The sequence below is a fragment of the Diplocloster modestus genome (assembly GCF_019042245.1).
In the GTDB taxonomy this organism is placed as follows: Bacteria; Bacillota; Clostridia; order Lachnospirales; family Lachnospiraceae; genus Diplocloster; species Diplocloster modestus.
This window is the reverse complement of sequence record NZ_JAHQCX010000003.1, coordinates 238,521-252,643: the sequence shown is the minus strand read 5'-3', so window position 1 is coordinate 252,643 and position 14,123 is coordinate 238,521. Positions and strand designations below refer to the sequence as shown.

Genomic DNA, 14,123 nt, shown 5'->3' with positions numbered 1-14,123 from the left:
GCCAAAACAAGGAGGTAATGATTATTGACCAATCAAATGTTTAATAAAGAAACTTTTAAGAAGAGTGTAAAAGATAATGTAAAAACGCTCTACCGCAGAACCCTGGAGGAGGCCACGCCCCAGCAGGTATTTCAGGCGGTGTCCTATGCGGTAAAAGACGTCATTATCGATGACTGGCTGGCTACGCAGAAGACCTATGAGCAGGAAGACCCGAAGACCGTATACTATATGTCAATGGAGTTCCTGATGGGCCGGGCCCTGGGCAACAACCTGCTGAACCTGATGGCCTATGACCAGGTGCGGGAAGCCCTGGAAGAGCTGGGATTCGACCTGAATGCCATCGAGGACCAGGAACCCGATCCAGCCCTCGGTAACGGCGGCCTTGGCCGTCTGGCAGCCTGCTTCCTGGACTCCCTGGCAACCCTGGGATACTCGGCGTATGGGTGCGGAATCCGCTACCGTTACGGAATGTTTAAGCAGAAGATCGAAAACGGCTATCAGATAGAGGTGCCGGATCAGTGGCTGAAAGATGGATATCCCTTTGAGCTTCGCAGACCCGAATATGCCAAGGAAGTGAAATTCGGCGGCTATGTGCGTGTGGAGATGGAGCCAAACGGCAAAATGAAATTTATCCAGGAAAATTACCAGTCTGTATTGGCGATCCCCTTCGATATGCCAATCGTCGGCTATAACAACCATGTGGTAAATACGCTGCGGATCTGGGATGCGGAAGCGATCAACAATTTCCAGCTGGACAAATTCGACAAGGGAGAATACCATCAGGCGGTGGAACAGGAGAATCTGGCAAAGACCATCGTGGAGGTGCTGTATCCCAACGACAACCACTACGCCGGAAAAGAGCTGAGACTGAAACAGCAGTATTTCTTCATATCAGCCAGTGTGCAGGCGGCCATTGAAAAATATAAAAAGAAACACAGTGATATCCACAAATTCTACGAAAAAGTGACGTTCCAGCTGAATGACACCCATCCCACCGTGGCCATCGCCGAGCTGATGCGTATCCTGATGGACGAAGAAGGCCTGGAGTGGGATGAGGCGTGGGAGATTACCACGAAGACATGCGCTTACACCAACCACACGATTATGGCGGAAGCACTGGAAAAATGGCCGATCGAGCTGTTCTCCAAGTTACTGCCCAGAATCTACCAGATTATCGAGGAAATTAACCGCAGATTTATCATGGAAATACAGCAGAAATATCCCGGTAACCAGGAAAAAATCAAGAAAATGGCCATTATCTACGATGGTCAGGTGAAAATGGCGCATCTGGCCATCGCCTCCGGATATTCGGTCAACGGTGTGGCGAAGCTGCACACGGAGATCCTGAAAAACCAGGAGCTGAAAGATTTCTATGAGATGATGCCATGGAAATTCAACAATAAAACCAACGGTATTACCCAGAGAAGATTCCTGCTGCACGGCAATCAGCCGCTGGCATCCTGGGTGACGGACCACATCGGAAAAGAGTGGATCACCGACCTGCCGCAGATCTCAAGGCTTAAGGTCTATGCGGATGATGAAAAGGCCCAGCAGGAATTCATGAATATCAAATACCAGAACAAACTGCGCCTGGCCAAATATATATACGAGCACAACGGCATCGAAGTGGATCCCAGATCCATTTTCGACGTACAGGTGAAGCGCCTGCACGAATACAAGCGGCAGCTGCTGAACATCCTGCATGTCATGTATCTGTACAACCAGATCAAAGAGCATCCGGATATGGAATTCTATCCCAGAACCTTTATCTTCGGAGCCAAGGCTGCGGCCGGCTACCGGAGGGCGAAACTGACCATCAAGCTGATCAACGCCGTGGCGGACGTAGTAAATAACGATACATCCATAGGCGGTAAGATCAAAGTGGTATTCATCGAGGACTACCGGGTATCCAACGCGGAGATGATCTTCGCGGCCGCGGATGTCAGCGAGCAGATCTCCACCGCGTCCAAGGAAGCTTCCGGTACCAGCAATATGAAATTCATGCTGAACGGAGCCATCACCCTTGGCACCATGGACGGGGCCAATGTGGAGATTGTAGAGGAAGTGGGTGAGGAGAATGCCTTTATCTTCGGCCTCCGGTCCGATGAAGTCATACAGTATGAAAAGAATGGCGGCTACTATCCGATGGATATCTTCAACAATGACCAGGATATCCGGAAAGTGCTGATGCAGCTGATCAACGGAACCTACGCAAACGGCGACATGGAAATGTTCCGGGATATCTACGATTCGCTGCTGAACACCAAGAGCTCGGAACGGGCTGATACGTATTTTATCCTCAAAGACTTCAAACCTTACGCCGAGGCGCACAGGCAGGTGGAGGCGGCTTACCGGGATGAGAAGCGCTGGGCGAAGATGGCTATCCTGAACACCGCCAGCTGTGGAAAATTTACTTCGGACCGTACGATACAGCAGTATGTGGATGAGATCTGGCATTTGGATAAAGTGCAGATCGTGACGGAGGGGTAGGTGGTTCCTAACTTGTAGAACTTAGGGCCGGAGCGGACAGACGCAGGGCGCGGTTCCGGGGGAAGCGGATGCCTGGAACGGGCACCGGACGGCCGCCTGAGGGAAGCGGGTATCCGTCTGTTCCGTCACTTAAGGCTTTCTCCCGGTGAAATCTAAATGAAATCCGGCCGGGCTGTTATGGGAACGTGGCTTATTCGCACCGAATGCTGATGCATTCGCAGCTCAGAAGCCACCGAAGGGCTGCAGGGAATGCAGCCCTTCGCCCTTAACAGCCCGGCCGGATTTCATTAAGATTTCACACGGGCGCCTTATGTGACGGAACAGACGGATACCCGCTTCCCTCAGGCGGCCGGCCGGCGCCCGTTCCAGGCAGCCGCTTCCCCCGGAACTGCGCCCTGCGCCTGTCCGCTCCTGCTTTGGTGAAGTTTGGGAGGCAGTATTTTTTGTTTGTGACAGACTGTAACAATAAAAAATAAGACGGTAAGAATGGAATCCTTACTCCGCGCATATAGATATAAGGACAAAGTATACGCGGTGATCCTTTGAAAGAAAAATTAAAGAATTTAGTGGCAGTGGCGGTTGTAATACTGCTGCTGCCTTATGTATTGACTCTCTTTATCTCTGGGAGGGATGAAAGTTCTATCACAGCGCCAAAGGTCCGGAACCAAAGCCAGGATAAGAGCCAGACAGAGAGCCAGGCAGGAGGTTATGGCAAAGCGGACGGTATCGATATGGAAGACCGGGTCATGCATCTGGTTGCAAAGCAGATTCCCATGACATACGAAGATGAGGCCATAAAGACCCAGGCTGTCATAGCCAGGACAGAGGCATATAAGGAGATCGAAGAGGGAAAGGACCCGTCGGCGGCAGCCGGTACAGAAGATCTTGAAAAGCTGTGGGGGTTTGAAAATTTTTCAGAAAATTACGACAGGCTGAAAACACTGGTCCAATCGACGGCGGGACAGGTAGCCACCTGGCAGGGAGGACTGATCGAAGCGTCCTTCCACGCTGTCAGCGCCGGTAAGACCAGAAGCGCAGCGGAGGCTCTGGGGAGTGATCAGTTTCCCTATCTGGCCAGTGTGGAATGTCCGAAGGATCTGGAATCAAAGCAGTTCCTGGAGATCCGTACATACAGGCCGGACGAGATCCTGGACCGGCTGCGGGAGAAATATCCCCAGATGGAAGTCACAGAAGACGATCTGCTGTCACAGATTCAGATCGCAAGTGCCGACAGTGCGGAATATGTAAACCAATTACAGATAGGAAATGTAACCATGTCCGGTGAAGAGTTCCGAACGCTGTTTGATCTGAATTCCAGCTGCCTGTCCTTTGGCATGACAGGGGATGAGATCAGGATTACCACCAAAGGATTGGGACACGGACTGGGAGTCAGCCAATACCAGGCCAACGAACTGGCCAAAGAAGGAAAAGGCTGTCAGGAAATCCTGGCCTATTTCTATCCGAATATTGAAGTCAAGGCCTATGACGGTGCCAAATAAGCCAAAATTATATTTGAAAAAATAAGGGAAATAAGCCAGGAATTCCCTCAGTAATCTGCCAAAATAAGTATATCTTTTCTGGAATCCGGCAAAGATATATGCGAGGTGATGATTATGAGGAGAAAGAAGGCAGTAAATTTTCTGAAATCACGGGCAACGGTAGTAACCTTGAGTCTGTGTTTCGTAGCTGCCGTTGCATTAGTTGGTATGTATTGGGCCGGAAACAGATCAAAAGATGATACACAGGATCTGGTTGATTTAAGTGATACAGCAGAGGAACAGCTGGCACAGCAGACACCGGCGCCGGATACCGCTGAAGCGACAACCAACCACGTTGTAAATGAAGAAGTAATACCTGAGGCAACACCGACTCCCACCCCGGAGGCGGAAGAGACGGTAGCAGAAGCAGAAGAAACGGAACAGGAACCGGAAGAAGAACCTGTAGCGCAGACAAATGCCAAAGTGAATCCCAGTCCCAGCTTTAGCGAGGAAGATAAGATCGCATGGCCGGTAACCGGAAATGTACTGATGGACTATAGCATGGATAAAAGCATTTATTTTTCCACACTGGATCAGTATAAATATAACCCCGCACTGATTATACAGGGCGATGTGAATTCACAGGTATTTTCAGCGGCACCCGGAACCGTTACATCCGTAGTTGTCAGTGAAGAAACCGGAACCACGGTGACCGTAGATCTTGGAAATGGATTTGAAGCCATCTACGGACAGTTAAAAGAAGTGCCGGTAGAAGAGGGCAGCAACGTAAAAGAAGGAGAGATTATCGGTTATATCAGCGAGCCTACGAAGTATTACAGCGTAGAAGGAAGCAATCTCTTTTTTGAAATGCGTAAGGATGGCGCGCCCGTAGACCCTATGAACTATCTTGAGTAATTGAAAAATCCATACACAAAAACCGGAAAGTGGAGTATAATATATTAATCGACGGATTACGGAACGAGCAGCACATCACGCAATCGAAATACTTTACTTTCCGTTTCTCGTTCTATTATGGGTAATATACTGTTTGGTCGATTGCTTAAAATAGACGGCGTGCATACTTTCGTTTTAGTATGTGCGCTTTACATATGGAGCAGCTATGAATTATACGTATATAGTCAAATGTAAAGATGGCAGCCTGTACACCGGCTGGACAAACAATATCGAAAAAAGGATCGCCGACCACAACAGCGGCAGAGGCGCGAAATACACCAGAAGCCGGGGCCCCGTTACTTTGGTTCATTTGGAGACTTTTAATACAAAGGAAGAGGCTATGTCCAGAGAGGCGCAGATCAAAAGAATGGATCGTAAAAAAAAGCTGCAGCTGATCAAATCAGCGCAGTGCCCATAGGACCTTTGAATCGGAAAGCGCAAGCGGTAATCCAGATTCAAAGGTCTTTCTTGTTTCATAGGAAAGTGCTCCTATGAAATAAAAAACGCTCCGCGGGGATCGCACTGCGGTGGAAAGTTTCGCTTGCGAAACTCTTTTTCACAGAATAAAATTGCCGGTATCCGCATAAATTAAATGACAGTGCTTTAAAGCCCCAATACATAATACATGACAATGTAATGGCAGACGCTGCCGGCCATGACGAACAGGTGAAAGATTTCATGCGATCCGAAATTCTTATGCCGCGAGTTAAATATTTTTAATTTTAACGCATAGATAATTCCACCCACCGTGTAAATGATGCCTCCCGCCAGAAGCCAGACAAAGGCCGCGGTTGGCAGAGCCCGGACAATTTTGGCAAAAGCCAGGACACAGACCCAGCCCATGGCTATATATAATATAGAAGAAAACCATTTCGGACAGGTAATCCAGCAGGCTTTAATGATGATTCCGCCAAGAGCGATTCCCCAAACGACAGTCAGAAGCCTGTATCCCGTAGATCCCTGAAGGACGATCAGGCAGATGGGAGTATAAGTCCCGGCGATGAGTATGAAGATCATCATATGATCTATTTTCCTCAGGATCCGGTTGGCGCGTTCCGACAGATCCAGAGAGTGGTAGGTGGTGCTGGCGGCATACAGCAGGGCCATACTTAACATAAAAATTGCCATTGAAATTAGATAGACGGGATTGGAGTGTTGAGAGGCTTTCATCAGAAGGGGGATCGCCCCTATGAGTGCGAACAGGACTCCGATAAAATGGGTGACTGTACTGCCGGGATCTTTTATTTTCAATTTCATAGCAATACCTCCAGATGGTGTTTTTATTATTTCATAACATAGTAATAAATACTACATAATAAGATATTCATATATTACACGCATTCTGTAAAAAAAGCAACTGAAATAAAAAAATATTAAAAAATTAGTTGACACAGACAGCTGAACTTATTATAATGAAAACAGTAATAATTATTATTATTTAAAGAAAGGAGAATGCTTTTGTCAGCTCTAAAATACAGCCGTCAGAGGGAATCAATCAAAGAGTTTCTGGCTAATCGCTATGATCACCCAACTGCTGATTTGATATATGCGAATATGAGGGCCCTGTATCCGAACATCAGTCTCGGAACGGTTTACAGGAATTTATCTCTGCTGGTGGATATGGGTGAAGTGTTGAAGCTTTCGGTAGGGGATGGCCCGGACCGCTTTGATGGTAACACGGAACCACATTATCACTTTATTTGCACGGAGTGTCAGAACGTCCTTGATCTTAAGATGGAAAGCATCGATCATATCAATGTAATTGCCGGTCAGAATTTTGACGGTGAGATCAAGGGGCATATGACATATTTCTACGGAGTCTGTGGTGACTGCATAAAAAAATCTTAAAAAATTTTTGAAAACCTATTGACGAGAATGGAAATTTGTGGTAAGTTAATATCAGTAATCGTTACTAATATTAAAAATAAAATATAAAAAAGAAAAGGAGATAAGTAAGATGAAAAAATTTGTATGTTCTGTATGTGGTTATGTTCATGAGGGAGATTCTGCACCGGAGTTCTGTCCGATCTGTAAAGCACCTGCTGAGAAGTTTATCGAGCAGTCCGGTGAGATGCAGTGGGCAGCTGAGCATGTGGTAGGAGTAGCTCAGGGTGTCAGCGAAGATATTATCAAAGACCTGAGAATGAATTTCGAAGGGGAATGTTCAGAAGTTGGTATGTACCTGGCTATGGCGAGAGTAGCCCACAGAGAAGGATATCCGGAAGTAGGCCTTTACTATGAAAAAGCTGCTTACGAAGAAGCAGAGCATGCTGCGAAATTTGCAGAGCTTTTAGGCGAAGTGGTTACCGCCAGCACCAAGAAAAACCTGGAGATGCGTGTGGAAGCTGAGAACGGCGCTACCGCTGGTAAATTCGACCTGGCAAAACGTGCGAAAGCGGCTAACCTGGATGCAATCCATGACACTGTTCATGAAATGGCCAGAGACGAGGCCCGTCACGGTAAAGCTTTCAAAGGTTTACTTGACAGATACTTCGCATAATAGGATAATTAAATATAGGCATTGATAACGGGGCAGGCAAAGATAATGCCTGCCTTTACTTATTCAACAGGCACTTTTGTCCATGTTGGAAACGAAGGAGGATAAACACATGTCAAAGTACGATGGAACAAAGACAGCCCAAAATTTGGCCGACGCATTTGCCGGAGAATCTATGGCAAGAAACAAGTATACATATTTCGCTTCCGCAGCCAAGAAAGCGGGCTTTGAGCAGATGGCGGCTCTGTATCTGGAGACAGCGGATCAGGAAAAAGAACATGCAAAAATGTGGTTCAAAGAGCTGTACGGGATCGGCAGCGTAGATGAGAACCTTTTAAGCGCTGCTGAGGGAGAAAACTACGAGTGGACCGATATGTATGCCAGGATGGCCAGAGAAGCCAGAGAAGAGGGCTTTGAAGAGCTTGCGGTTAAGTTCGAAGGCGTTGCCCGTGTGGAAGCTGCTCACGAAAAACGTTACCTGAAGTTATTAGACAGCTATAAGGCAGACAAGACTTTCAAGACCGATGCCCCTCTGGGATGGAAATGCAGAAACTGCGGTTACGTGCATATGGCAGAGGAAGCTCCCGAGATCTGCCCGGTATGTTCCCATCCCCGTGCATATTTTGAAAGAAAAGTTGAAAATTACTAAGAGCAGTTAGTGCATAGAATTGAGAATTGGGACATGTCCAATCAGAACGGCCAGTTCCAGTCGGGAAGTTTGATGATAAAAAGTTCAATAAAAAATCCGTCGAGGTTTACATGGATCGGCGGATTTTTTCTTAAACAGGGGAATACTAATTGATGAGTGGAATAGATTTGGTATATAGCTGCTAAATGAATCTATAGGTACGGATCTGACTACAAGAAAAATGGAAGAAAAGGAGTATCATGATATGGGACATAAATATGATCTTATTATAATAGGAAGCGGGCCGGCCGGACTGTCTGCGGCGATCTATGCGCAGCGGGCAAAACTGGATACCCTGGTAATGGAGAAGAACTACGCCAGCGGCGGTCAGGTTCTGAATACTTACGAAGTGGATAACTACCCGGGCTTAAAAGGAATCAATGGTTTTGACATGGGAACCAAGTTCCGGGAGCATGCGGATGAACTGGGCGCGGTATTTGCCGAGGCGGAAGTGCGCAAGCTGGTGGATGGCGGCGCGGTTAAGAGGGTGATCACGGATCAGGAAACCTACGAAGCGAAATCGGTAATTATCGCCACCGGCGCCCGCCACAGGAAGCTGGGAGTACCGGGGGAAGAAGAACTGTCAGGTATGGGCGTTTCCTACTGCGCGACCTGTGACGGCGCATTTTTCCGCGGTAAGACGGTAGCGGTGGCAGGCGGCGGGGACGTAGCCGTGGAAGACGCGATCTTTCTGGCCAGAATCTGCAAAAAAGTATATGTGATCCACCGCAGGGATGAGCTGCGTGCGGCAAACATACTGCAGCATAATCTATTCGAACTGGACAATGCGGAAATGGTCTGGGATACAGTTGTGGATGAGATCAGCGGGGATCAGCAGGTGGAAAAACTTAAGGTTCACAATAAGAAAACCGGCGAGGCCAGTGAGCTTGCGGTAGACGGCATTTTCATTGCGGTGGGAATCCTTCCGAATTCCGATGAATTTGAACACCCGGTCGAGATGGATGAAGGAAAATACCTGATCGCAGGGGAAGAAGGCATTACGAACATCCCGGGTGTATTTGCGGCCGGGGATGTGAGAACGAAAATGTTACGGCAAATTGTTACGGCGGTATCCGATGGGGCGAACGCGGTAACCTCGGTTCAGAAGTATTTACTGACCCTGAAGTAAGCTCTGAAAGCCCCTTATATATTAACAAAATGTGAATTCTGAACAAAATGTTAAATTTATCCAGTGTATTGACAAGGCTCTGTGCTTGCAGTATACTGAATTTAACATTTGTAACAAATTTGTAATAATTAATAATATATCTGAAATAACTAATAGTTCGGAGGATTCACATGAAAAGCAAGTACCTGAGAATTGCAACAGGCTGTCTGGTCGGCGCGATCACATTCAGCGGAATGACAATGAGCGCGGCAGCAGGAACAGCAGGAGTCACAGCAGGAATCGGCACAATACTTACAGAAGCAGAAACCGCGAATCCAAATGTGGACGCTCAGATAAAGGAGTATCTGGTCCCCACCGTGAAGTCCGAATATTCGGACATCGCTATAGCGCAGGTAGATAATTACGTGAACATCAGAGACAGCGCCAGTGAAGAGGGCCAGGTTCTCGGTAAATTATATAATAACTCGGCAGCTACCGTTCAGGGCTCGGAGGGAGACTGGTATCAGATCACCTCAGGTTCCGTTACCGGATATGTAAAAGGAGAATATGTAGTGACCGGGGAAGCGGGCGAAGAACTGGCCAAGCAGGTTGGGCACAGGGTAGCGAAGGTAAATACAACGACCCTGTATGTACGCCAGGACATGAACACGGAATCCACCATCCTGACGCTGGTACCCATCGACGAAGAATTGGATGTAGTGGAAGAGCTGGACGGCTGGGTTAAGGTATCCTTAGACGCCGACGTAGTCGGATTCGTATCCAGCGAATATGTAGATATCAGAACAGATTTTGTACAGGCAGAATCGATAGAAGAAGAGCAGGCCAGACTGGAAAAAGAAGAGGCAGCTAAGCAGGCGGCACAAAACGCCGCGAGACAGGCAGATGCGAATTCTAAGTCAAAGAGTTCCAAGTCAGAGGAAAGCTCAGTACCTTCCTCCGGCGGAGAAGCATCCGGCAGCAGAGCGGCTATCATCAATACAGCACTCAGCGTAGTGGGTAATCCCTATGTAGCCGGCGGCACCAGCCTGACAAACGGAGCGGATTGTTCCGGGTTCACCATGGCGGTATTCGCGAATAATGGGGTAGGAATCCCGAGAGATTCCAGATCCCAGGCAGCAGGCGGAAGAGAGGTTTCTATGGATTCGATCCAGCCTGGAGACCTGTTGTTCTACTCTAACGGCGGAAGCATCAATCATGTGGCTTTGTATATCGGAAATGGCCAGGTAGTCCATGCCAGTACCCCTCAGGGCGGCATTAAAGTATCGAATTACAATTACCGTTCACCGGTTAAGGCTGTTAGTTATCTGAATTAGTAAAATTAGGACCTCTGCGGATGCAGAGGTCTTTTTTAGGTTGCCCGCCATGGACGGGCTCATGCTCGGGCTGGGGTAAGCCCTCCGCTTAAGGCCAGGGATCGTGAGGGGGGCCGGGGACGCTTGCAGCGGCCGGGTTCTTTTGTGTCACCTTGGGAGCGCGGAGGGCTTGTGCTGGCATCCGCTAAGTGGAATCGGAAAGCCGTGTTCAGGAACCGAGCCTATTCACCAGGAACACAGGATGTGTTCCCGGTTCAGAGGCTCTTGCCCGTCGGACGTGAAGTCCGCCGGTCATCCTGAACCCGGCTTTCCGATTTCACTAAGCGGATGCACAGCCGCCCTATGCGCTCTCAAGGTGACACAAAAGAACCCGGCCGCCGCAAGCGTCCCCGGCCCCCCTCACGATCCCTGGCCTTAAGCGGAGGGCTTACCCTTCCATATCCTGGTTCTGGCGGACTGAGATCTTTGGTAAAAGGGTTAGGGTTACTTACTTGCAGGTGGTGAATAGTAGCGTTATGAAATTGTATTTAATTGTGTACATGGGGCCGCGGTATTGACAAAGTGGGAAGTATGCATTTTGCACAAAAATGTCAAATTTCGTCGATAGCGCTTAACATAAAAAGGATGTATTATGCAAAAAGTTATCCACATCGAAAACTCGAAAAAAGTAGGTGAAATCGAGTTATACACTAAGTTATGCACATTATCCACATTAAATCACATAAAACGAGGGAATGTGAGTGGATAAAAAACGAACAGAAGTTTTGTTTAATCCTCATAAATCGACGTTTTATAAAAAATATGTTGAAAAAAGTATTGACTTTTTTATCGTCTGAACGATAGTCTGAAATGTCGAAAATTGTCTGATAACAACACCGAAACAAACGATTTATAAGATAATATTTTGCCGGTATCCATACAGTTAAGCGTTGCATTATTTGTAAGGCTTAATAAAAATAGATACATAGTCCTTGATTATCTGTATATTGCTTAAACGATTTGTCTGGTATATTGGTCATGAAATATATTATATGGGAAAGGGGGACGTTATGAAAGTACGGAAACATTATTTATCGAAGGCAGATAGTCAGGCTTATTTTACTGCTTATCTTATAGACGATTATAAGGAGTATCAGCAGGGGGTGAAAAGACCGGTGGTGCTTATATGCCCGGGGGGAGGGTTTATGAAATTATCGGAAAGAGAAGGGGAGCCGGTAGCGCTGACATTTTTACAGAAGGGGTACCATGCTATCGTGTTGCATTATAGTATAGCTACCGCACAGGACGTGAGATCAGATATTTTTTTCAGGGCGCTGAGGGAAGTGGGGATAACCGTTCGAACATTATATGAGAAGGAAGAACAGTGGCATGTGGATACGTCTTCAATTATTCTTGTGGGATTTTCTGCAGGAGCTCATCTGGCGGCTTTCTACAGTAATTGCTGGTCCGATTCGGAGATGGCGAAGACGCTGGATACCGTAAGTGCCAGGCTGAAGATCAGAGCAGTAGTATTAGGATACCCCTTATGTGACTTACGGATTTTAAGCAGGTTCCTTACAGACGATGACAGTATGAACATTGAGGTAAAAGCGTTTTTGGAACGGTCTATTGAGGTTATCTGCAAAGATAAGAGTCCAGGCATATTAACATTAGAAAAGTTAAGCCCGGTCTGCCAGGTGAATGAGAATACAAGACCAGCTTTTATCTGGCATACAGCGGAGGACGAAATGATATCCGTGGAAAACGCGTTGGAATATGCCCTGCAATTATCGCGCCACCAAATACCCTATGAGTTGCATGTGTTTGAGCGGGGAGTACATGGATTGGCACTGGCCAATGAATTTACAGCCGGCAGGCCGGAGGAGATAAATTCGTCCTGTCAGGAATGGACTGCATTGATGTTTCAGTGGCTCAATGAGAAATAAATCTAAAGTATTATCACATTTAGTGTAATAATGGAACTATTGAGAACGGTCGGCAAGCGGTATAATTTACTTGTAAGCGGTAAGGACCGTAGCAGCCGCTGATATCCTATTTGCTCTGCAGAGTGAAACGCATTTATTGACACTGTTGACCTGAATGAAATGGGAGGGATGCAAAATGACAAGGAAGATGAAATGGTACAGAATATTTGCCGTGCTTTTGACGGTTGCGATGTTTGTGACCGGCTGCGGTGCACAGGGAGGTAGTGAAAAGGCTGCACAGAGCGGCGAAACAGATAAGCCGGCAGCCACAGAAGCCGGGAAGGAAGATGCGGCGGTATCGGAAGAAAAGACAATTGTCACATTCCAGACCTGGAATCCGGCAGATACCGGTGAGGACTGTGCGATTCATCAGATTATTTCAGCCTTCGAGCAGGAGAATCCGGATATTGAAATCAACTATGTATATGTGGATCCCGGGAGTCATCACGAACAGCTGAAGGTTCGATTAATAGGAGGAGAGGGGCCGGATATTTACGGTATGAGTACGGGAGCTAATTATCAGGAGTTCCGGGATTTTGAGGAAGAGCTGTCATCTTATTGCAGCAGTGCCTGGGGAGATGAATGGTTATCCAAATTCTACGACAGCTGTATGAGCTCACTTGAGTCGGATGGAAATTACTACGGAATACCTCTGGGAGTTACCTACGCCGGCTATGCCTGGGCAGATAAAAATATGCTGAAGGAATACGGACTGGATGTTCCGTCCTCCTATGAAGAGCTGTTGGCAGACAGTAAAGTGCTGCGTGAAAACGGTCAGCTCCCGCTGTCAATTGGCGCAAAGGATGCCTGGCTGAATGTGGATGTCTGGATGAGTATGGCAAATGATTTGAACAGTGATAAACTTTACTCTGCCATTGAGGGAAAAACCCCCTTTACGGACCCGGAACTGGTGGAATCGTTTACCATCTGGCAGAACTGTTTTACGGAAGGGATATTCCAGGACGGAGCCGTGGGTATGACACTGTATAATGATGTCAATGACCAGTTTCAGAAGGAAGGAAGCATCCCGATGATTCTCAATGGTTCATGGGCGATGAACATGTATACGCTGGGGGATACGGAAACACATCAGGTATTCAACTCCGACGGAGCAGATCATGAGATATTTCTGATCGACTGGAACAATGACGGCAAGGTTAGCCCGGTAACATCAGCAACCGATGTGGTACTTTGTATGAATAAGGATTCTAAGGTTAAGGAGGAAGCCTTCCGGTTTATGGACTACCTGGTAAATGAAGGCCAGGATCTGCTGGTTAATAAATATTTGGAGTATATGCCGTCGCGCGCCGATATGGAATTAAATGTGGAAGGACTCAGCGAAGACGGTCAGGAGGCGCTGCAGGTTGTTCTGGATAACGCAGCAGGTAATGTGGCGGGGGACAGAATCATCCCTTATCCGGAGCTGAATAACAGCATAGGAGATATGCTTCAGGCACTTGCTGTGGGGCAGGTAACTCCTCAGAAGGCAGCGGAGCAGATCGAATCCGTCTCCGGGACGACCCAGAGATAAAAACGATTGCCCTATTGATACAGATGGAGCTGCCGGGATAAATTCTTTATTTCTGCAGCTCCGTGGCAAGCAGGAAAGG

General features: G+C 47.5%; 12 protein-coding genes. 11 read left to right on the top strand and 1 reads right to left on the bottom strand.

What is annotated here, in order from left to right; translation table 11 throughout:
* Positions 1–36 precede the first annotated feature (36 nt).
* From KTH90_RS06130 to KTH90_RS06115, 4 genes are all read left to right on the top strand, one after another.
* A complete protein-coding gene (locus tag KTH90_RS06130; RefSeq protein ID WP_238726546.1) occupies positions 37–2,490 on the top strand; it encodes a glycogen/starch/alpha-glucan phosphorylase in 2,454 nt (817 codons plus the stop codon).
* 542 nt (positions 2,491–3,032) lie between these two features.
* Positions 3,033–3,989 (top strand): SpoIID/LytB domain-containing protein, encoded by a 957-nt coding sequence (locus tag KTH90_RS06125; RefSeq protein ID WP_158350535.1) that lies wholly within the window; start codon positions 3,033–3,035, stop codon positions 3,987–3,989.
* 114 nt (positions 3,990–4,103) lie between these two features.
* On the top strand, positions 4,104–4,883 hold the full coding sequence (locus KTH90_RS06120; protein WP_158350537.1) for a M23 family metallopeptidase: 780 nt from the start codon (positions 4,104–4,106) through the stop codon (positions 4,881–4,883).
* 205 nt (positions 4,884–5,088) lie between these two features.
* Entirely contained in the window at positions 5,089–5,340 is a 252-nt protein-coding gene (locus KTH90_RS06115; RefSeq protein ID WP_158350539.1) for a GIY-YIG nuclease family protein, read from the top strand.
* A gap of 185 nt (positions 5,341–5,525) precedes the next feature.
* Here the strand turns inward: KTH90_RS06115 and trhA are convergent, their stop codons facing one another.
* Positions 5,526–6,179, bottom strand: coding sequence for a PAQR family membrane homeostasis protein TrhA (trhA, locus tag KTH90_RS06110; protein ID WP_238726451.1), 654 nt, complete (start codon positions 6,177–6,179; stop codon positions 5,526–5,528).
* A gap of 195 nt (positions 6,180–6,374) precedes the next feature.
* Between trhA and KTH90_RS06105 the strand changes: the two genes are divergently transcribed.
* From KTH90_RS06105 to KTH90_RS06075, 7 genes are all read left to right on the top strand, one after another.
* Positions 6,375–6,770 carry a Fur family transcriptional regulator gene (locus KTH90_RS06105; RefSeq protein WP_238726450.1) on the top strand — a complete coding sequence of 132 codons (396 nt, stop codon included), beginning with the start codon at positions 6,375–6,377 and terminating at the stop codon, positions 6,768–6,770.
* A 109-nt stretch (positions 6,771–6,879) separates the two neighbouring features.
* Positions 6,880–7,422, top strand: a complete 543-nt coding sequence (locus tag KTH90_RS06100; protein ID WP_158350545.1) for an NADH peroxidase — start codon at positions 6,880–6,882, stop codon at positions 7,420–7,422.
* A gap of 109 nt (positions 7,423–7,531) precedes the next feature.
* Positions 7,532–8,068, top strand: a complete 537-nt coding sequence (rbr, locus tag KTH90_RS06095; RefSeq protein ID WP_158347123.1) for a rubrerythrin — start codon at positions 7,532–7,534, stop codon at positions 8,066–8,068.
* 244 nt (positions 8,069–8,312) lie between these two features.
* On the top strand, positions 8,313–9,236 hold the full coding sequence (trxB, locus tag KTH90_RS06090) for a thioredoxin-disulfide reductase (RefSeq protein WP_238726449.1): 924 nt from the start codon (positions 8,313–8,315) through the stop codon (positions 9,234–9,236).
* Between the two features lie 170 nt (positions 9,237–9,406).
* Entirely contained in the window at positions 9,407–10,549 is a 1,143-nt protein-coding gene (locus KTH90_RS06085; RefSeq protein ID WP_158350549.1) for a C40 family peptidase, read from the top strand.
* Between the two features lie 1,049 nt (positions 10,550–11,598).
* Positions 11,599–12,474: an alpha/beta hydrolase gene (locus tag KTH90_RS06080; protein WP_238726448.1), complete on the top strand. Its 876-nt coding sequence runs from the start codon at positions 11,599–11,601 to the stop codon at positions 12,472–12,474.
* A 175-nt stretch (positions 12,475–12,649) separates the two neighbouring features.
* Complete coding sequence (locus KTH90_RS06075) at positions 12,650–14,044, top strand: ABC transporter substrate-binding protein (protein WP_238726447.1); 1,395 nt, start codon at positions 12,650–12,652, stop codon at positions 14,042–14,044.
* Positions 14,045–14,123 lie beyond the last annotated feature (79 nt).